This is a genomic window from Thermococcus sp. ES12, assembly GCF_012027515.1.
GTDB classification, from domain to species: Archaea; Methanobacteriota_B; Thermococci; order Thermococcales; family Thermococcaceae; genus Thermococcus; species Thermococcus barossii.
Genome location: NZ_SNUP01000001.1, coordinates 646,737 through 665,410 on the forward strand (window position 1 = coordinate 646,737; position 18,674 = coordinate 665,410).

Consider the following 18,674-nt stretch of genomic DNA (forward strand, 5'->3'; position numbering starts at 1 on the left):
ACTTCCCCCCATGTTGGTGGGGATAAACCTGAACGGTCTCGGGGTCATCGTCACGGCCTCATCGCGCGGCATAGGCTTCAACGTTGCCAGGGAGCTTTTGAAGAGGAACGCGCGCGTGGTAATAAGCTCCCAGAACGAGGAGAACCTGAAAAGGGCCCTGGAAACGCTCTCGGAATACGGTGAAGTTCACGCGGTCCGGGCGAACCTCTTCGACCAGCGCGATCTGGAGAACCTCGTCAAAGAGGGCTGGGAGCTTTTGGGGGGCATTGATGCACTCGTCTGGAACGTTCCCAACGTCCGCTGTGAACCCTGCCTCCTCCACGAGGCGACCTACATAGACTGGATTGAGGCTTCCGCACTTCACACGGTCGCCCCGGGCTATCTGACAACGCTTCTCGTCCAGGTGTGGCTTGAGAGGAAAAGGAAGGGCACGTTGATTTACCTCAACTCCGTCTCGATAAAGGAGCCGATGCCGCCGCTGGTTCTGGCGGACGTTACGAGGGCGGGTCTGGTTCAGCTGGCAAAGAGCGTTTCGAGAACATACGGAAAGCATGGAATAAGGGCCTACAGCGTTCTGCTCGGCAGCTTCGACACCCCCGGAGCGAGGGAGAACTTGAAAAAGCTCGCCGAAGCAAGGGGAGAACCCTTTGAGGAAACCTGGGAGCGGGAAGTTCTGGCCAGAACTCCGCTCCACAGGACCGGCAGGTGGGAGGAACTCGGCTCGCTCGTGGCTTTCCTCCTGAGCGAGGAAGCGGAATACATGCTCGGCTCGACCGTCATCATAGACGGCGCGATGACGAGGGGGATAGACATTTAAGTCTCCTTTCCCTTCTCACGCCCATGAAGGAGGACTACTTCACCGGGGAATTCATAGCTGAGATGAGAGGGAGGTACTTCAGGCCGAGGAAGTGGGAGAAGGTCAAACCGTTCCGGAAGGCGGCGATTCTGGCGATAGACCTTCAGGCGTACTTCCTCAGGCCGGAGAGCAGGGCGTTCCTGCCTTCCGCGCCGCGCTTCGTACCGATGCTGGTGGAGTTTTACAGAGAGGCAGAGAGGCTCGGCGTTCCGATAATCTTCACCCGTCATTTCCACCAGAACGACATCATGACCCGGTGGTGGGGCGGCAATATGCCAAGAGACGACCCGCTGAACGAACTTCTTGAAGAGTTCAGGCCCTTCGCCGGAACCGTCATTGAGAAGAGAACCTACGACGCCTTCCACGGAACCGAACTTGAGGGCATTCTGAGAAAACTCCACGTGGAAACCGTAATCGTCACCGGCGTCATGACGCACCTCTGCTGCGAGACCACCGCCAGAGAGGCCTTCGTGCGGGGCTTCAACGTAGTATTTCCGGTCGATGGGACGCTGACCCAGAACAGGTTTTTCCACGAGGCGACGCTCAGAAACCTCTCCCACGGCTTCGCGGTCACGCCCCTGTTAGAGGAGGTGCTGGAATGGCTCTCGTCGGGATAATCGGGGCTGGAATAGGAGGTATAGCGACGGCGGTGCAGCTGGCGCGCTACGGGATAGAGAGCGTGATTTTCGAGCGCGACCGAATAGGCGGGCTGATAAGGAACGCCTACTCCGTCGAGAACACGATGTTCTTCCCGGACGGAATAAAGGGTGAAAAGGTCGTCGAAATTCTTGAGGAGTACGTGAGGAAGTACGACCTGAAAATCCTCTACGAGGAAGTTAGGGCCGTGAGAAAGACCGGCGGACTCTTTGAAGTTGAAACCGCGAGCGGGGTTCACCGCTTCAAGTACCTCGTGGTGGCAACCGGAACGAGACCGAGAAGGCTTCCCTTCGAGGGGATAATCTACCACGTCACCGAAATTCCGGAGAGGCACTACGGGAGGGTTCTCATCATCGGCGGCGGCGATGTGGCCTTTGACTACGCCATGACCATGAGCGAGACCAGCGATGAGGTAATAATTCTCATGAGGAGCGAGCCGAAGGCCCTGCCCTACCTCCAGGAACTCGTGAGGAAGCGCCCGAACATCAGGACGCTGATGGGACAGGTATGGGAAATAAGGCCTATAAGCGGGAAGCAAAAGCTTTTAGCCAGAACGAGCGCCGGCAACTTTGAGGCTGACCTAGTGCTCGGTGCCATCGGCAGGGTGCCGAACATCGAGCTGGTGGAGGGCATTGAAGACGATAACCTTTTCCTGGTCGGGGACGTTAAGAACGGAATCTACCGCCAGACGGCCGTGGCGATAGCAGACGGAATAAAGACCGCGATGGTGATATGGAGGAGGGAGAGGTATGGAGATACTGAGTGAGGTTGGCGATCCCAACGTTGCGGTGGTTTATATAGGAAAGACCTCAAAGGGCAACATAGTGGAGTTCGTCGAGTCAATCCCGACCTACAATCCGGCCGAGAAGTGGGTGCTCATCGTCTCATCGCTCAACGGCTGCCCCGTGGGCTGCAAGATGTGCGACGCAGGCTTCTTCTACAAGGGGAGGCTCGACTTGGACGAGCTGATAGAGCAGATAGAGTACCCGATAGTCAGGCGCTGGAACGGGAAGCCCAAAACCAGGAAGTTCAAGGTGCAGTTCGCGCGCATGGGCGAGCCGAGCTTCAACATGGCGGTGATAGAGGCGATGCGCATTTTGGGCGAGCGCTACGAGAACTTCCACCCATCGCTCTCCACCGTTGCCCCGATAGGAACCGATAAGTTCTTCGAGGCCCTCCTCGAGCTCAAGAAGGAGATGTTCCCGACCAACTTCCAGCTCCAGTTCTCGATACACTCCACCAGCCCAGAGCAGAGGGACGAGATAATCCCGGTCAGGAAGTGGGACTTCGAGAGGATAGCCGGGTACGGAAAGGCCTTCTACGACGAGGGCGGCAAGAAGATCACGCTCAACTTCGCCCTGGCGAGGGAGAACGAGGCCGATGCAGAGGTCATAGCAGAGCATTTCCCGAAGGAGTACTTCCTCATCAAGATAACGCCGCTCAACCCGACGGTGAGCGTGCTGAAGAACAAGCTCACCAACGATGTGGACCTTGAGACGGGCCTTCCGATGAAGCACAGGAAGTTCGTTGATGACCTCAGGGGGCTCGGCTACGACGTCATAATCTCGGTCGGGGACACCAGAGAGAACCTCATCGGCTCGAACTGCGGCCAGTACATCCTCCGCTTCCTCAAGGAGAGGCCAGAGCTTAGGGAAGCCTACACCTTCGCGAGGGGGTTTAGCTACTTTAAAACAACGTAGCAACAAAAATCTTTAAATCTATAATAGTTAAAGAGATGACAGATCATGACATCCAGAAAGCACTTCAAACAAAAAATTCTCTACACCAAGACTATGTCGAAACTGGAATCTGAAATAGAAGCAACAAATAAATTACTTGCCTCATTGTCAAATTTTGGAGAGTTTAGTTACATAATGACAGTTGTGTTATTTACCGTGTCCATTATGATCTCAATGTTATACTCTAGTAAAATAGATACTGACCTCGTAGATTCAATTTCAAATTTTTTCTTTGTGCTAATTTTGTTATTCTTGTTAGTTGCATTATTTACCGAAATCATAGGAGCATTTTGGATCGTATCCAAAAGTGACTTGGAGAATAAAAATCCTAGCATAGATCCAAAGTTGTTACACACTAAGAGATACTCAACAACCGCACTAAAGTTTATTATCATTATCATAATACTAGCTTTTGGTTTTGGCATATTCACCCCCAGTCTTTTGCCAAATGGGGATTTAAGTAAACTATATTTTGTCCTTTTTGTTGCAATAGCATTTATGCTGATCATGTTGGGCTCGCTATTTATCGGAATAGGAGTATTCTTCGAGTTAAATATTAGCACAGAATACTTTCTCCCAAAAAGATATGAAATCTCTAACACGTCTAACAGAGCAATTAGAGCTCCGTCTAGCATCCTCACCAAAATCAGGAAAAAGCAATTTCTCGAAATATGGTATATTGTTAACATTGTCATCATGGGCTATTTAGGGGCCCCAGTAATCAGAGAAATGTCTAATATTATAATATCTGCACCGTCAATAGGAGTATTTGTTCTTGCACTAATAATGATTTATTTGTATGCAAGCTTTGTTCATACGACTGAACTCGTCAAAGACGCTTAGTGTTGCAAAATCTCCTTTTTTATCTTAACCATAACAGCGTTGATACTAGTACATTAGTGTATATTAACCGTAGATTAATGGAGATACAAAATCTGAGATATGTGCGTATTAAAGACTATGTCTTCGTTAGATTCATCGAATTTGATGGTCCAGAACATATTGATCCAATTAGCTATATCCAACTGGTAATGGGACTATGTTTTTTATGGGTCAACTCCCGGATAATGTTCAGTGGAATCCCAGAACCCAGTTTTTACAGCATGATCCAACCAATAATGCAACATATTAAACTTTTTGTCGGGGAGACTGGCATATTACTCCTCTTATGGAAATTTAAAAAGTCAAAGAAAGGACTAAAACAAAAGCCTCACCACCCAGCCTCGTGAATCAGCTCTCCCTCCGCGAAGACGTGCGTCGGGTAGTTCTCCAGGTGGAACGGGTCGCCGTTCCAGACGACGAGCGAGGCCCACTTGCCCCTCTCTACGCTTCCAAGCTTATCATCAACGCCGAGTATCTTCGCGTTGTTGTGGGTGATGACCTTTATCGCCTCCTCCTTGCTCATTCCGAGCCTTATGAAGTGCCTGAGCTGGAGGTAGAGGTTGGCCTGGAGCGTAACCGGGTGGTCGCTCATCAGCCCGAAGAGCGGCTTGACCTCGAGCAGGTATCTGGCGTTCTTCCAGTCCTCGTGCTTCAGCTCAACCTTGTATGGGTGGGCATCGAAGGGGCCGTAGATGACCGGAACGCCTTCCCTCTTTATCTTCTCAAAGGTCTCCCTGCTGTGGACGTCGCCGGCGTGCTCGATGGTTATCTTGAGCCCGAACTTCCGCTTTATCATGAGCAGCGCCGCGATGTCGTCCTCCTTGTGGACGTGGACGCGGAGGGGAACCTCTCCCTTCAGGACAGGAATCAGGGCTTCAACGGTGGGCTCAACCTCTTCCGGCTCCTTCTTGCCCTTCTCAAGGAGCGCTATCGTCTTCTGGGTCTTTATGAGCCAGCTGAGGAGGATTCCTATCGCCCCCATCCTCGTGCTCGGCCTCGTCCCCTTCCAGCTCGTTGTCGAGCGCGGGTTGTAGCCGAAGGCGGCCTTAACGCCGGCGTACTTGATGAATGCATCCTCAATGTCCCTTTCGTAGTTCCTGATGAAGACCGCCTTTCCGCCGATTATGTTCCCGCTTCCCGGCAGAACCGAGGAATACAGCACGCCGAACTCTATCGAGTGCTTGAAGGCCTTGTCGTCCATGTAGATGGAGTATAGGGCATCCACCAGGGGGAGAACCGCGTCCATCTGCTCGTTGGCCTCACCCTCCTGGTAGGGCTCCCCATAGCGGTCCATCCCTATATGGCTGTGCCCGTCTATGAAGGCAGGCGTTACGACGCCTTCGGCTATTATCTCGGCTTCCTTCGGCTTCTCCTTCGTCACGTCAACGATGTCTCTATCAAAAACGACATAGACGTCCCTCAGAACGTTCCCCAAACCATCGTAGAGAAGACTAGCCTTGACGGCTTTCACGTTCACCACCGTTAAGAGATGTGCACTAACGCTTAAATGCTTATCGACTCCGGAATTAAGGGGTTACGCAATTCAATAATTATGCAACAAAAGAGTAGGGGAAAGGAACGGCTCAGTAGGGGAACTCGACGCCCATCTCCTTGGCTATCTCGCGGAGGTGGGCTATCCTCTCCTCGGTGGGCGGGTGGGTGGCGAAGAGCCTCGAAACGCGGTCGCCCTCGAAGTGGTTCACGATGAAGAGGTGGGCCAGCCCCGGGTTGCCGAGGGGCTTTTTCTTCTTCGCCTCCGCCTCCTTCCGGAGCTTCTTTACCGCCTCGTCGAGCTTCAGAAGCGCGCTCGCAAGGGCCCAGGGTTTTCCGCTGAGCCTCGCACCGCCCTCGTCGGCCGCAAACTCCCTGCGCCTGCTTATGGCGGAGCGGATTATTATAGCCGCTATCGGAGCAGTTATGGCAATCAGCAGGGCATAGAGAAATCTGTCGAGACTGAGGTCGCCGAATATGGCCTTGAAGAAGGCGAGGTACTTGGTGAAGTAGGCTATGTAGACGACCGCACCCGCCAGTGCACCGGCGATGGTGCCGACGAGTATGTCGTGGTTCTTTATGTGGGTCAGCTCGTGACCGAGGACGCCCTCAAGCTCGTCCCTGTCAAGGAGTTCTAGGATTCCTGTCGTTACTGTCACGAGGGCGTGCTTGGCGTTTCTTCCCGTTGCGAAGGCGTTCGGCGTCGGGTCGTCGATTATAGCTATCCTGGGCATCGGAAGGCCTGCCCTCTTGCTGAGCTTCTCGACTATCTCGTATAACTCGGGTGCCTCCTCCCTGCTGACCGGCTTTGCCTTCATCATCTTGATCACGAGCTTGTCGCTGTACCAGAAGGCGAGGAAGCTCATTATGACGGCGAACCAGAACATGTAGGTCATCCATCTGGCGCCACCGAGGAGGTATCCCATGGCCATCAGAAGGCCCGTCAGGAGGGCTATCATGAACGTCGTTCTGAGGAACAGCCAGAGTTTCACATCCATCACCTCTTTGGTTTACCTTTCAAACCGCCTTTACAAAGCTTTCGTTCGCTTCAAACGATGGACAGAAATGGGAAATCAGAAAGTCGGGGCGTAGCCCATCTCCTCGGCTATCTTTCTGAGCCTCTCTATTCTCGCCTCGGTCGGCGGATGGGTTGAGAACAGAGTCGCCAGGCTGGTCCCCTTAAAGGGGTTTACGATGAACATGTGGGCCGTTGCAGGGTTTCCTTCGCGCATCGGCCTGTAGCGGACAGCCCTCTCTATCTTCAGCAGTGCGCTTGCCAGAGCATGAGGCTTTCCGCTTATCTTCGCCCCACCTTCATCCGCCAAAAACTCCCTTGAACGACTGACCGCGGTCTGGATGAGCATCGCCGCTATTGGAGCCAGGACCGCTATTAGTATAGCTGCCAGAACACTGCCTGCGTCGTCTTCATCTCTGCCGAAGCCGCCGAATATCGCTATCCACCTGGCCCAGTAGGCGAGCTGAATTATTGCCCCGGCCAGAGCGGCCGCGAACGTTCCGATGAGCATGTCTCTGTTCTTTATGTGGGTCAGCTCGTGACCTATAACGCCCTCGAGCTCATCCCTGTTCAGGATTTTGAGGAGCCCTGTCGTCACCGCCACGACCGCATGCTTGGGGTCCCTGCCGGTGGCGAATGCGTTGGGTGTCTCGCTGGGGATTATGGCAATCCTGGGCATTGGCAGACCCGCGTTTTCGGCGAGCTTTCTTACTATGACGTAGAGCTCCGGTGCCTCAAACTCGTCAACTATTCTCGCGTTGTACCAGCTCAGGACGATTTTATCGCTGTACCAGTAGGTCATGAAGTTAAAGACCATTGAGAACAGGAACATCATGAAGGCAACACTGGGGCCGCCGAAGACATAGCCGATGGCCATAAGTAGTCCGGTCAGCACGGCCATCAGCAGGCCCGTTCTAAGCCACAGACCAAGCCCCATGCTCTCACCTCCGTGGATTCATCGCTCCCATAAGAAAAGGCGGATTTACAAATAAAACTTTTTGGTACATGATTGGGTACAAGAAAAGAGAAGGGGGCATCACATGCCCATGTCCATGCCGCCCATTCCGCCCATGCCGCCGGGCATTCCGCCGGCCTGGCCGCCTTCGGGCTTGCTTATCTTGGCGGCGATGACGTCGTCGATCCTGAGGATCATTATGGCAGCCTCGCTGGCACTCTTGATGGCCTGCTTCTTGACGCGGAGCGGCTCGATGATGCCCTTGGCGAGCATGTCCGCCGGCTCGCCCTCGAAGACGTCGATGCCGATGTTCCTGCCCCTGTTCTTGTGCTCGCTGATGACCTTGACGAGGGTCTCGACGGTGTCGAGGCCGGCGTTCTCGGCGAGGGTCTTCGGGATTATCTTGAGGGCATCGGCAAAGTTCTCGATGGCAAGGGCTTCCTTTCCGCCGACGGCCTTGGCGTACTCGTCGAGCTTGATGCTGAGCTCTATCTCGCCGGCACCTCCGGCCGGAAGGACGTAGCCGTCCTCCATTACGTCCTTGACGACCTTGATAGCATCTTCCAGGGCGCGCTCAACCTCGTCGATGACGTGCTCGGTTCCACCGCGGATGAGTATAGTCACAGCCTTCGGGTTCTTGCAGCCCTCAACGAAGATCATGCTCTCGCCGGCGATCTTGCGCTCCTCAACGAGGTCAGCGTGGCCGAGGTCCTCGGCGGTGAGATCCTTAACGTTGGTGACGATCTTGGCACCGGTGGCCTTGGCGAGCTTCTCCATGTCGCTCTTCTTGACGCGCCTGACGGCCATTATACCGTACTTGGCGAGGTAGTGCTGGGCGAGGTCATCAATACCCTTCTGGACGAAGAGAACATTCGCACCAGTGGCAGCTATCTGGTCGACCATCTCCTTGAGCATCTTCTCCTCCTGCTCAAGGAAGCTCATGAGCTGGTCCGGGCTGGTGATGTTTATCTTGGCATCGGTCTCGGTTTTCTTGACCTCGAGGGCCTCGTTGATGAGGGCTATCTTAGCGTTCTCAATTCTCTTCGGCATCCTGGGGTGGACGCGCTCCTTGTCGATGACGACGCCGCGAACGAGCTCGCTCTCCTCGACGCTCTCGCCGGCCTTCTTCTCTATCTTGATGTTGTCTATGTCCACGACGTACTTCCTGTCCTTCTTCTCCGCCACCTGCTTAACCGCCTCGACGGCAAGCCTGGCGAAGAGCTCCTTGTGGCTCTCGGCGTTCTTGCCGGTTATCGAGGTCATGGCTATCTTCATGAGGGTCTCCTCGTCGTCCGGGGTAACCTCGATGGCTATCTCCTGGAGTATCTCCTGGGCCTTTTCGGCGGCCATCGTGTAACCCTTAACGATTATGCTTGGGTGGATGTTCTGGTCGAGGAGTTCTTCAGCCTTCCTGAGGAGCTCGCCGGCGATGACGACGGCAGTGGTAGTACCATCACCGGCCTCCTTGTCCTGCGTCTTCGCAACCTCAACCATCATCTTGGCGGCCGGGTGCTGAAGGTCTATCCTGTCGAGAATAGTAGCACCGTCGTTTGTAACAACGACATCCCCAAGGCTGTCCACGAGCATTTTATCCATACCCTTTGGACCGAGGGTGGTCCTAACAGTCTCGGCTATAATCCTCGCGGCGAGAATGTTGAGCCTCTGGGCGTCCCTTCCAACGTACCTCTGAGTCCCCTCAGGCAGAATAACAACCGGCTGTCCGCTAAGCTGTGCCATTTGACATTCCTCCTATCAGATTCCTTTTTGCAGAAACGCTTCGTCAGTGCTGCATATAAATTTTTGGGTCAAAAATTTCAAAAAATACCAGAATATCTGAACAAATGACAGAAACTATGGCCAAAACTGGGGGAAAGGGCTAAAACCCTGAGAACCAAGACACCGCCGGTGGAAGCGATGGGACCTGAGGTATATCCCCTAACCCGCGAGAAGGCCCTTCACGTTCTTGGCTCGATAGAGGATTACGGCGTCGTGAGCGTGGATGTCGATAACGCCGCTTCGATTCTCGATGATATGCTGGACTCTAACTCCAGAAAGCTCCAGTACGCCCGTAGAATTCTCGACGATGGAAACGTTGATAAGGCCGTTTTAGTTGTACGGGATAACGAGGGAATTCTGGTCATCAAGATGGAAAACGTCGTTGAGATAAGGGTTGTGGTTAGAAACTACCGCCGGCTGATGCAGGATCTCTCGCTTGAGGTGGGGTGAGCGAATGAAGCTGATAAAGCAGGGGGCAGAGGCCAAGATATACCTGGCTGGATTCGGAGAGTACTTTGGAACCGAGCTCCTTCCCGGGGAGAGGGTCATCGTCAAGCACAGGATTCCGAAGCGCTACCGGATAAGGAAGATAGACGAGAAACTGAGAAAGGAGAGAACCGTCCGCGAAGCCAGGGTTCTGCACCGGGCAAAGGAGTTCGGCGTGAACTGCCCCTACGTTTACGAGGTCGACATGAAGGAGATGATAATAGTCATGGAGTTTATCGAAGGTGAGAGGCTCAAGGAGCTGCTGGAGAGCGCCCCCATGGACGAAAGGCTCGAGCTGTGCCGCGAGATTGGGAGGCAGGTTGGAAAGCTCCATCAGGCCGGCATAGTCCACGGCGATCTGACAACATCCAACATGATACTCCGGGATGGAAAGGTTTACCTGATCGATTTTGGCCTAGCGGACTTCGACCCGACGCTGGAGGCACAGGGTGTTGACCTGCACCTCCTCAAGCGCGCAATGGAGAGCACCCACTATACATGGTTTGAGAAGGGCTTTGAGGCAGTTCTGGGGGGCTACGCTGAGATTCGCGGTGAGGAAAAGGTCGGGGAGATAAGGGACAAGATCGAAGAGATAGAGAGCCGTGGCAGGTACAGGGAAAGGAGCTGGGTTGGCTGAAGGTGCTAATAGACAAAACCAAAAAGGAACAGCGGGATCCTGCCTTTCCCAGTAATCAAGCCATCCACTGCCATGTAATCGGGCCTCTGATACCTGCTCTTTCCTCCACCCCCGACCTCTATCACCCATTCGCCGATCCTAAAGTCGGCCGTCTTTTCGCCGCGCTTTCCTTTCAGATAACAGGGTTCAGAGACCCAGCGCATATGGTTCACGAAGAACTCTTCCCTCAAAGCCCCCAGATGGACATTGAAGCCCTTCCTAGCGAAGAACATCCTGAGGGGGACGGTGAGATAAAGCTTTGGCTCCTTCCTCACGCTGTTGCAGGGCTGGAGTGCGTAAACTAGTCCCGCCTTTGAGAGGTCTTCCACGAGCCTTATGGCCATGTTCTTCGAAATGCCGAGCTCTTTGGCTATTGAGGAGTAGTTGACCTCGAAGGGAGCCGACTTCGCCACGAGATACAGCAGGCGGTAGGCGTCAGTCTCGTACTTCACGCTGACCTCCCTGAGCGCTGAGATGTCTTCGAGAATGACCTTTCTGATCGAGTTCTCAAGGGCATCGTAGAATCCGCTCACGGGATAGAGCACCCCACCCTTCTCCATGTAATCCTTCCACATGGTGTGCAGTTCTATGTACATATTTGTGAGGTCAAACGACCTGGAAGTGACTTCTTCCAGAGAAAGTCTCGGCAGGTCAAGACCCATCTTTATGTTGAGCCACTCCCTGAAGGACGCGGGAGGAAGTTCCCTCAAGACAACCCTGCGGGAGAGGTCAGCACCTGAATGCAGGAGATCAATCGCCGAGGAACCGGAGAAAAATATCCGGACTTCATGCTCGTCGTAGAGTGTCTTCAAGTCTTCGGCCCATTCCGGCTTTCTATGGATTTCATCGATGAATATGTTCCGGTAGCCGAGCTCGGAAAGGGTTTTGACAACTTCGTGCAGAGAAAAAGGCCTGATCAGCGTTGAATCTGCCGAGAAATAAACGCTTCTTTCCATTTCATGCGCTAATTGGAGGAGGAGAACAGTTTTGCCAATACCCCTGATGCCTTTAATGCCTATGTAGTACTCCTCGTCTATATTGAGTATTTCATCGTACAGAAACCTTCTCTTCGGGAACTTCCTAGCCCAAGACATCAACCTTCTGCTCGTGGCCAAAAGGGAAGTTATTACCTTTTCATCCATGATTAAGGATTGGTCGCGATGTTTATAAATCTTGTCCCCACGCAAGGACGCTACGCATGCGTTTCGTCCCTGCACAAAGACAATATGCAAAGCTCATTCCTACCTGAACGCCCTCAGCACCCTCTCGAAAATCTCCCTCTCCTTCCCGCGCTTTTTCCTCGCGAGGCTCTCAACTATCAGCTCCGGCGTGCTCCTGCCGAGCTTTCCAAAGACCGGCTGCCTGTCGACGATGAGGTTGAGCCTCTCGTCCAAACCCCTCGCCTCTATTCCATCGACCCTCGCGAAGGGGAGCTCTTTCCTGAGGTCCTCGCCGAGGTGCGACACTATGACAACGTAGAAGCCCTTCTCGTGGGCTATTTTGAGGAGTTCGCCGATTATCTTAACGGCCGCACCGGGCTCGGTTATGGCCTCGAACTCATCTATGAGGATCAGCTTCCTGCCGGAGCCTTTGAGCGCGCGGACGAAGGAGCGTAAGGCCGTCTCAAACGCCCCGGCACCGTAGGCGCTCCTCTTCCGCCTGAAGAAGAACAGCTCATCGAGGGGCTCGACCCAGGCCCTTTCAGCAGGAACCGGGAGACCCATGTGGAACAGAATTTCTATCTGAGTTATGAGCTCCAGAAGGCTCGTCTTTCCGCCGCTGTTGGCTCCGGTGAGGATTACGATTCTCTCGTCTTGGACGTTCTCCGAACCGCTCACGTTGAAACCCTCCGGCCTTTTACCGACAACGTAGCTTACGGGCTGGGGGTTTTCGATGAAGATGTGCCGTCCGTTGACGAACGCCATTCCTCCCTCCCAGAGCTCGGGGAAGGAGAATCCCTCTGCGAAATTCCTGACCGCCAGCAGAAAGTCCAGTTCGTGAACCCGGCCGAGTTCTTCCTTAAGTCTAGGAAGAAGGGGCATGATTCTCTCAAGTACCTCTCTGCTCTTGAGGTAAAGCTCGACCTTCAGCTCCCTCTCCAGCTCCTCACGGAGCATCTCAACCCTCTCGGGAGGAACGGTTACGGGATAAAGCTCCTCCCTGGAGAAGAGCTCTACCGTGATGCCGAGACTCTCGCTGAGTTGGTTCTCGGCCTCGTTTATCAGGTCGAGAATTTCACCCTCGACCTCACCGAAGTGCCTGAATATCGCCTCGTAGTTCCCGGCCTTGAGCTCGCCGAGGAAGTCGAGCAACTCCTTCCCGCTCAGCGTTAGGCTGAACTTCTCAAGCTTCTCCTCAATCTCCTCGTTCAGCTCGCGCTCCCTCTCGGCTATTAGCTCCTCAAGGCTATCGAGGAGCTTTCGCCTTTCCATGACTTCGCCAAGTTTCTCCAGCTTGCTGAGGATTTCCGGGGCAACACTGCCCTCGCCGGTTAGTTCTCCAATTCTGGCCAGGGCATCAAGCGTTTCTCTGTTCTCCCAGAGGGGCATGATGTACAGCTCCGGTGCAACCTGCGAGGGGACGGGCTCAACGTCGATGCCGTAGCCGATGGTGCTGAGCACGAGCGGATATCCCTCCGAATCCTCCGGGTTCGTAGAAACCTCGCAGAGGCCAAGCTCCCCTGCCCTTTCAATCTCGTCGTCATCCACTATTAGAATCCTGTCGTGGAGGTAATCACGGCGAAACTTTACAGGTTTAACCCTAGCGACCTGCTCCCTCAGTTCGGGGCTTATCTTTGGAAGGTTCCTGCTGAGGTAATCCTGTCTGCGGAGAATCTCCTCTCGGTCCGAAGTTGGCTCAAACATATCGAGAAAAGACGAACTCCCAGGGAGGACTAGCCGTTTCTTTATCTCCTCGCGGATTGAGCGGTATATCGCTTTAGCCTCAGGGTTCAGCTTGAGCGTCATCGCTAAGGGAATGTCCAAAGGGCTAAAAAAGTTACCTGAATCCCAGAGACGGCAAATTTTATAAACCTTTGAAGTAATATTCAGACAATGTTTGCGGGTGATGCGGGTGATAGTCGAGAGGCTTCTCAGCCCCAGCTACCGCATCAGGGTCCTCAATATGGGTAAATTCGAGCCGGGGGAGATAGTTGATGGATTTCGCCAGCGGGGGGCTTACATTATGGAGTTCCCAAGGGACATAGACCCCGAACTCGCCATAGAATCTTTTATGGCCTCAAGCTACGGCCCCTACGTCTACGTCCTGAAGTTCCCAAAGGGCAGACTGTTTCTTGCGAGACATACCACGTGGGTGTTCGAAAAGAAATGGCCAAGTCCAGAGCGCTACATTGCCCGGGATGAGAGCGGACTCAAGCGCTTTCTTCTCAAGGAGGCCTCCCGGAAGTCCATGATTCTCATGGAGGTGCCCGCCATGCTCATCTGGGGGGTGGTATGGTGGCTGATCTGGAAGTACTCCAGGGAGTATCCCCTCGCCACGTTTCTGCTGTTCTTCCTCGGCTTTCTCCTGAACGACCTCGCGAAGGTCTTTGAGTACTTCGTCCTCGGCTACTGTAAGGAATGAGCCCACTCCCCTTTCATCTTCTCGACAACGTGGACATCCTCGATCCTCGTGAAGGGGTACTGGCCGTTCTCGTCCTTCTCAACGGCTTTCACCATGTCCCATATCGTCAGCAGGGCAACCGTAACGCCGGTCAGGGCCTCCATCTCAACTCCCGTCTTGTAAGTGGCACGAACTTCGCAGGTGGCCTCGATGTAATCTTCGCCGAACTCGAATGAGACGTCAACCCCTGTGAGGGGTATCGGGTGGCAGAGCGGAATCAGCTCTGGCGTCTTCTTTACCGCCAGGATGCCCGCTATCTGCGCGGTGGCTATAACGTTGCCTTTCTTCGTCTTTCCGGCCTTTATCAGCTCTATTGTCTCCGGTCTGAGCCTTATCCTCCCCCTAGCGACCGCCCTCCGAAAAACTTCCTTCTTGTGGCCGACCTCTACCATCTTGACGCCCCTTTCATCAACGTGAGTAAGTTCCTTCATGACATTCCCCAAGCTTTGTACACAACACCCCCTTTAAAACTTCACTCCGTAATCCTTTTAAGTTATGCCCTCCTTACTATCGCCGGAGGTGGTAGTGTATGCCATCACCCGCTATACTCATTGAGAACCTTACCAAATCGTACGGAACGTTGAGAGCAGTGGATTCCCTCACCTTGGAGGTTAACAAGGGGGAGATCTTCGGTTTTCTAGGGCCCAACGGCGCGGGTAAAACAACCACCATCCTCAGCATGCTTAACCTTGTCATTCCAGACTCGGGGAGGGTGGAGATTCTCGGGATGGATGTAACAAAGGATTCAATTCGAATAAAGGAAAAACTCGGATATCTCCCGGAGAATGCCACGATATATGGTGAACTCACCGCATGGAAAAACCTCGAATTCTTCGCCAACTTTTACAGAATGTCAAATGCCGAGAAGGAGAGGCGAATAACCGAGCTCCTGAAGATGGTTGGCCTCTGGGATGCCCGCTACCGGAAGGCAAAGACTTTCTCCAAGGGCATGAAACAGCGGCTTCTCATAGCCCAGACGTTCATAAACGACCCCGAACTGCTCATTCTTGACGAACCGACGAGCGGCCTTGACCCTGAGGGGGCCCACCTCGTCAAGAGGCTTATCCGGGAGGCAAAGACGGATGGAAGAACCGTCTTTTTCTCATCCCATGTACTCAGTGAGGTCGAAGAGCTCAGCGACAGGGTCGGGATAATCGTGAAGGGAAAGCTGAAGGCCGTTGGAACTCTTGGAGAGATAAAAAGGCAGTTCATGGAGCTCGAAGGCTATGAGATAAAGGTCGAGACAAAGGAACCGCTACCGGAGATAGAGCACCCGGAGATAACAAGGATCGAGGTGATCCAACCAAATCGGGCTATAATATTTGCCCGCTCGGACATCAGGGAGGAGCTGTCGAGATACTTCACTGAGAAAGGCCTCACGATTCTCAAGCTCGATGTTGAGGAGCCGAGCTTGGAGGATGTCTTTCTCAAAACCATCTACGGGAGGGAGGAGGAATGAAGAGGTTTTTGGTAGTGCTCCTTTCGCTGGTTCTCTTGTCTTCACTCGTTGCGGCACAGCCATACGTGACCGTGTTCGAGGGAAGGATCTCCACGGGACAGACGGTTGCCGTTGGGAACTACACGATAACAGTCGTTCAGGCCGCCGACGGAAGCTACTACCTCATGCTCAGGAACGGGAGCAGGATACTGGAACTGAAACCCTTCGCCTTTGGAACCGAGATAGAGCGTGACGGCCTTAAGATACTCATCGGGAGCTACACAGCGCAGGGCGGTTTCATAGTTGTATCGGTGAAGCCGAACTTCGTTACATCACTTAGGCCCGAGGTCGGCGCCAGGGCCTCCTTCAACGGCAACGTCGTCGAGATAACGGCTGTGGGCAACAGGACCATCGACGTCTCCGTAAACGGTGTTGCACGAACCCTGGAGGTAAACAAAAGTGTTGTCGTTGACTTGATAGCGGTTGAGTATGATGGAAACGCTATCAACATCTACGCCGCCAACCCCGCTTCTGAAACTGTAAGCATGGAATACTCTGTGTTCTATCCCTACGGGAAGATAAGGGTCTCTGGACCCGTTGACGTGCCGATAACCATAACCAGCACATCGGACTCTGAGCTCAGCCTGAGTCTCAAGGTCACCTCAATACCTGAGGGCTGGAGGGCAAGCTTCCGATACGAAGGAGTTGAGGTGGAGGAGATAACACTTCCTCCGAGGGGTTCGGTAACCATTAGCATTCACATTGAACCAGCCGGTAGCGGAACTGTTGGATTCGTCATTGGCGACTTTCCGGGAAGCATTCAAGTGGAGGACGCCGCCGTTGATGTCTCGATTCCATATCTGAGCCTGGAGGCTGAGGCCGGACAGAGACTCGCGATTCCGGTAACATTCACCGGAAGCGGCACCGTGGAGTTCGAGCCGAAAGAGGTTCCAGCGGGATGGACAATGTATCTAACGGACGGGCAGTACAAGCTCAGGAGCTTTACCGTTTCTGGAACCTTCAGCGCCACCCTGTTAATCGAGATACCCAGAAACGCTACCCTCGGGGACCATAGGCTGAGCTTCACGGTAAACGGTGAGGAACACGGTCTAACGGTCCACGTATACAAGACCTACCTGGGTCAGCCGGCAAGATTGACGGTTATCCTGACTGATGAGAGTGGAAACCCCGTGAGGGGCTGGGTCAGCGTTGGCGGAAAGAACATCACAACATCTGCCGCAGGCAGCATAACAGTTGAGCTCCCGGCGGGAGAGTACAGACTTACCGCCAGCGCCCCAGGGGCTATTCCAAAGGAAGAAACGGTAACGCTAGGGGACGGCGAGGAGAAAACTCTCAGAATAACCCTTGCGAGGGCTCCCTACTATTTTGAGGCCAAAGTCCAGAACGATGTTCTTATGGTGCAGGCGGGAGCGAGTGCCACCACTGAGATAACGGTCACCAACCTCGGCTCTAACGAAGACGAGTACAGAATCACGCTTGAGGGCCTTGAAGCCGGATGGAGCTACGTGGTGAGTCAGGACCCCAGCGGCGCCACTCCCATTGGGAGCCTGAAGGTGGATCCCGGTGAGAGTGTCAGCGCATATCTCGTCGTTATAGCTCCGTTCAACGTTGCGTCGGGAGAGATAAACGCCAGACTCGTAATCACAGGGAAGGAAACCAAGAGAGAAATACCCGTCACGATTAAAGTTGAGAACCCCGCAACCCTCTCCCTCGATGTGGACTATCCAACGCTTACGGTTAAGGCGGGAGGCTCAACGGCCACCAAGATATGGGTTGACAGCATGGGAACCACAGTTACCAATGTTAAGATAACCGCCCAGGCTCCGAACGGCTGGGAAGTTGAAGCTGTTCCCGCTACGATACCCCGTGTAGGGCCCACCCGTGAGGGGAACATGATCATCAGCGAAGGTCCCACCAATGTTGAGTTGAGAATCAAGGTTCCGAAGTCGGCCCCGGCAGGAACCTACACCATCACAGTGACCGCCACTGGCGATCAGGCAAAGGCGGAAACCGTGATAACGGTCAGAGTTACGCAGGGATCAAGCAGTGCCTACATAGGCATCGTTTTGCTGGTGGTGGTCTTTGGCATTGTAATATGGCTGATGAGGAGGGTCGGTAGGAGATGAACCCGGCTTGGAACATAGCCACGAAAGAGCTTTATACCGCAGTGAAGAGCAAGAGATTCATCGTCATCATGGCCCTCTACCTCCTCATTTTTGGCCTCGCGGTCTACGGTATCAAGGACTACCTGATCCAGATGGGCGTCCCCAGAGTGGAATCCAACGAACTTGGCCTGTGGGGTGCCACAGGCGAGGTCTACATGACACCACTCTCAATGCTCTTCATGATAAACATGATGATCATCACCATCATAGGGGCGGTCTTGGGTGCGGCACTGGGCGCGGATGCAATAAACAGGGAGGTAGAAACCGGAACAGCCAAAGTTCTCCTTGGTCATCCGGTTTACAGGGATGAGGTCATCAACGGCAAGTTCATAGGCATGGGAGTCCTGATAGTTCTCACCAATATCGTGGTCTATGTGGCCATTGTCGCCGTGATGCTCATGCTGGGAATTCCAATGGACGGCGACTCTCTCTTCAGGGGGTTCCTAGCGATCCTGGCGACGATGCTTTACACGCTGACTTTCCTTTCAATCGGCGTTCTGTTCTCAACGCTCTTTAAAAAGCCGGAGACTTCAATGCTCGCTGCCGTTGGTCTGGCAATATTCCTTACTGTATTCTACGGCATAGTGGTTGGAATCGTCGCGCCCAAGCTGGCCGGCCCAGAGCCCCCATGGGGGACGAGCGCCCACGATGTCTGGCAGGAAACTGTGAACACCTGGATGGCAAGGCTGCACTTCCTCAATCCAGCGCACCACTACGTCCAACTCGTTCAATACATCTTCGGAGGCGACAAATTCCTCAACTACTACCTTCCGCTGGGCGATTCCTTCACATATGGCTTCAACAACCTGGCAATGCTACTGGTCATGCTCTTTCTGCCCTTCGCGTTCGCCTACATCAGATTCATGACCAGCGACATAAATTGACCTCTCATTTTC

At 53.7% G+C, this 18,674-nt stretch carries 18 protein-coding genes; 11 read left to right on the forward strand and 7 right to left on the reverse strand.

Translation table 11 applies throughout. The features are described from left to right. The first annotated feature begins 10 nt into the window (after nucleotides 1–10). The 5 genes from E3E37_RS03635 to E3E37_RS03655 are packed head-to-tail and all read left to right on the forward strand — an operon-like array spanning nucleotide 11 to nucleotide 4,095. Nucleotides 11–817 carry an SDR family oxidoreductase gene (locus E3E37_RS03635; protein WP_167714897.1) on the forward strand — a complete coding sequence of 269 codons (807 nt, stop codon included), beginning with the start codon at nucleotides 11–13 and terminating at the stop codon, nucleotides 815–817. Nucleotides 818–840: 23 nt separating this feature from the next. Continuing rightward, on the forward strand, nucleotides 841–1,473 hold the full coding sequence (locus E3E37_RS03640; RefSeq protein ID WP_167714899.1) for an isochorismatase family protein: 633 nt from the start codon (nucleotides 841–843) through the stop codon (nucleotides 1,471–1,473). After that, nucleotides 1,455–2,279: an NAD(P)/FAD-dependent oxidoreductase gene (locus E3E37_RS03645; protein ID WP_167714901.1), complete on the forward strand. Its 825-nt coding sequence runs from the start codon at nucleotides 1,455–1,457 to the stop codon at nucleotides 2,277–2,279. Before E3E37_RS03640 ends, E3E37_RS03645 begins: the two co-directional genes overlap by 19 nt. Then, complete coding sequence (locus E3E37_RS03650) at nucleotides 2,263–3,213, forward strand: radical SAM protein (protein ID WP_167714903.1); 951 nt, start codon at nucleotides 2,263–2,265, stop codon at nucleotides 3,211–3,213. Before E3E37_RS03645 ends, E3E37_RS03650 begins: the two co-directional genes overlap by 17 nt. Nucleotides 3,214–3,258: 45 nt before the next feature. Further along, nucleotides 3,259–4,095: a hypothetical protein gene (locus E3E37_RS03655; protein ID WP_167714905.1), complete on the forward strand. Its 837-nt coding sequence runs from the start codon at nucleotides 3,259–3,261 to the stop codon at nucleotides 4,093–4,095. Between the two features lie 367 nt (nucleotides 4,096–4,462). On the opposite strand, the gene E3E37_RS03660 is transcribed toward E3E37_RS03655, so the two are convergent. The 4 genes from E3E37_RS03660 to thsB all read right to left on the reverse strand — a co-directional run bounded on the left by E3E37_RS03660 (nucleotide 4,463) and on the right by thsB (nucleotide 9,332). Beyond that, entirely contained in the window at nucleotides 4,463–5,605 is a 1,143-nt protein-coding gene (locus E3E37_RS03660; protein ID WP_167715388.1) for an amidohydrolase, read from the reverse strand. Between the two features lie 112 nt (nucleotides 5,606–5,717). Further along, nucleotides 5,718–6,617, reverse strand: a complete 900-nt coding sequence (locus E3E37_RS03665) for a M48 family metalloprotease (RefSeq protein WP_371731682.1) — start codon at nucleotides 6,615–6,617, stop codon at nucleotides 5,718–5,720. Nucleotides 6,618–6,698: 81 nt separating this feature from the next. Then, entirely contained in the window at nucleotides 6,699–7,577 is an 879-nt protein-coding gene (locus E3E37_RS03670) for a zinc metalloprotease HtpX (RefSeq protein ID WP_167714909.1), read from the reverse strand. 99 nt (nucleotides 7,578–7,676) lie between these two features. After that, nucleotides 7,677–9,332: a thermosome subunit beta gene (thsB, locus tag E3E37_RS03675; RefSeq protein ID WP_167714912.1), complete on the reverse strand. Its 1,656-nt coding sequence runs from the start codon at nucleotides 9,330–9,332 to the stop codon at nucleotides 7,677–7,679. A gap of 177 nt (nucleotides 9,333–9,509) precedes the next feature. On the opposite strand from thsB, the gene E3E37_RS03680 reads away from it, so the two are divergent. Next, nucleotides 9,510–9,821 (forward strand): hypothetical protein, encoded by a 312-nt coding sequence (locus tag E3E37_RS03680; protein ID WP_167715390.1) that lies wholly within the window; start codon nucleotides 9,510–9,512, stop codon nucleotides 9,819–9,821. A gap of 4 nt (nucleotides 9,822–9,825) precedes the next feature. After that, nucleotides 9,826–10,494 (forward strand): Kae1-associated kinase Bud32, encoded by a 669-nt coding sequence (locus E3E37_RS03685; RefSeq protein ID WP_167714914.1) that lies wholly within the window; start codon nucleotides 9,826–9,828, stop codon nucleotides 10,492–10,494. 5 nt (nucleotides 10,495–10,499) lie between these two features. Here the strand turns inward: E3E37_RS03685 and E3E37_RS03690 are convergent, their stop codons facing one another. Both E3E37_RS03690 and E3E37_RS03695 read right to left on the reverse strand, forming a co-directional pair. Beyond that, the gene (locus tag E3E37_RS03690; protein WP_167714916.1) at nucleotides 10,500–11,675 is read right to left on the reverse strand and encodes an AAA family ATPase; all 1,176 of its coding nucleotides are present in this window, start codon (nucleotides 11,673–11,675) and stop codon (nucleotides 10,500–10,502) included. A 99-nt stretch (nucleotides 11,676–11,774) separates the two neighbouring features. Beyond that, nucleotides 11,775–13,499: an endonuclease MutS2 gene (locus tag E3E37_RS03695; protein WP_167714918.1), complete on the reverse strand. Its 1,725-nt coding sequence runs from the start codon at nucleotides 13,497–13,499 to the stop codon at nucleotides 11,775–11,777. A 91-nt stretch (nucleotides 13,500–13,590) separates the two neighbouring features. On the opposite strand from E3E37_RS03695, the gene E3E37_RS03700 reads away from it, so the two are divergent. After that, nucleotides 13,591–14,115 (forward strand): hypothetical protein, encoded by a 525-nt coding sequence (locus tag E3E37_RS03700; protein WP_206204002.1) that lies wholly within the window; start codon nucleotides 13,591–13,593, stop codon nucleotides 14,113–14,115. Here the strand turns inward: E3E37_RS03700 and moaC are convergent. Continuing rightward, the gene (gene moaC / locus E3E37_RS03705; RefSeq protein ID WP_167714922.1) at nucleotides 14,100–14,585 is read right to left on the reverse strand and encodes a cyclic pyranopterin monophosphate synthase MoaC; all 486 of its coding nucleotides are present in this window, start codon (nucleotides 14,583–14,585) and stop codon (nucleotides 14,100–14,102) included. The genes E3E37_RS03700 and moaC overlap by 16 nt on opposite strands. Nucleotides 14,586–14,683: 98 nt before the next feature. On the opposite strand from moaC, the gene E3E37_RS03710 reads away from it, so the two are divergent. From E3E37_RS03710 to E3E37_RS03720, 3 genes are read left to right on the forward strand one after another with little or no spacing between them, the layout of a single operon-like run. Further along, entirely contained in the window at nucleotides 14,684–15,613 is a 930-nt protein-coding gene (locus E3E37_RS03710; protein ID WP_088864654.1) for an ABC transporter ATP-binding protein, read from the forward strand. Beyond that, nucleotides 15,610–17,739: an NEW3 domain-containing protein gene (locus E3E37_RS03715; RefSeq protein ID WP_167714924.1), complete on the forward strand. Its 2,130-nt coding sequence runs from the start codon at nucleotides 15,610–15,612 to the stop codon at nucleotides 17,737–17,739. Before E3E37_RS03710 ends, E3E37_RS03715 begins: the two co-directional genes overlap by 4 nt. Further along, nucleotides 17,736–18,662 carry an ABC transporter permease gene (locus tag E3E37_RS03720; RefSeq protein WP_167714926.1) on the forward strand — a complete coding sequence of 309 codons (927 nt, stop codon included), beginning with the start codon at nucleotides 17,736–17,738 and terminating at the stop codon, nucleotides 18,660–18,662. Before E3E37_RS03715 ends, E3E37_RS03720 begins: the two co-directional genes overlap by 4 nt. Nucleotides 18,663–18,674: the final 12 nt, after the last annotated feature.

Bases quoted from the DNA above. Each gene is read 5' to 3' on its own strand.
- E3E37_RS03685 (WP_167714914.1), top strand. From the start codon at position 9,826: ATGAAGCTGATAAAGCAGGGGGCAGAGGCCAAGATATACCTGGCTGGA.
- thsB (WP_167714912.1), bottom strand. From the start codon at position 9,332: ATGGCACAGCTTAGCGGACAGCCGGTTGTTATTCTGCCTGAGGGGACT.
- E3E37_RS03645 (WP_167714901.1), top strand. From the start codon at position 1,455: ATGGCTCTCGTCGGGATAATCGGGGCTGGAATAGGAGGTATAGCGACG.
- E3E37_RS03640 (WP_167714899.1), top strand. From the start codon at position 841: ATGAAGGAGGACTACTTCACCGGGGAATTCATAGCTGAGATGAGAGGG.
- E3E37_RS03690 (WP_167714916.1), bottom strand. From the start codon at position 11,675: ATGGATGAAAAGGTAATAACTTCCCTTTTGGCCACGAGCAGAAGGTTG.
- E3E37_RS03695 (WP_167714918.1), bottom strand. From the start codon at position 13,499: ATGACGCTCAAGCTGAACCCTGAGGCTAAAGCGATATACCGCTCAATC.
- E3E37_RS03680 (WP_167715390.1), top strand. From the start codon at position 9,510: ATGGGACCTGAGGTATATCCCCTAACCCGCGAGAAGGCCCTTCACGTT.
- E3E37_RS03710 (WP_088864654.1), top strand. From the start codon at position 14,684: ATGCCATCACCCGCTATACTCATTGAGAACCTTACCAAATCGTACGGA.
- E3E37_RS03655 (WP_167714905.1), top strand. From the start codon at position 3,259: ATGACATCCAGAAAGCACTTCAAACAAAAAATTCTCTACACCAAGACT.
- E3E37_RS03650 (WP_167714903.1), top strand. From the start codon at position 2,263: ATGGAGATACTGAGTGAGGTTGGCGATCCCAACGTTGCGGTGGTTTAT.
- E3E37_RS03670 (WP_167714909.1), bottom strand. From the start codon at position 7,577: ATGGGGCTTGGTCTGTGGCTTAGAACGGGCCTGCTGATGGCCGTGCTG.
- E3E37_RS03715 (WP_167714924.1), top strand. From the start codon at position 15,610: ATGAAGAGGTTTTTGGTAGTGCTCCTTTCGCTGGTTCTCTTGTCTTCA.
- moaC (WP_167714922.1), bottom strand. From the start codon at position 14,585: ATGAAGGAACTTACTCACGTTGATGAAAGGGGCGTCAAGATGGTAGAG.
- E3E37_RS03635 (WP_167714897.1), top strand. From the start codon at position 11: ATGTTGGTGGGGATAAACCTGAACGGTCTCGGGGTCATCGTCACGGCC.
- E3E37_RS03720 (WP_167714926.1), top strand. From the start codon at position 17,736: ATGAACCCGGCTTGGAACATAGCCACGAAAGAGCTTTATACCGCAGTG.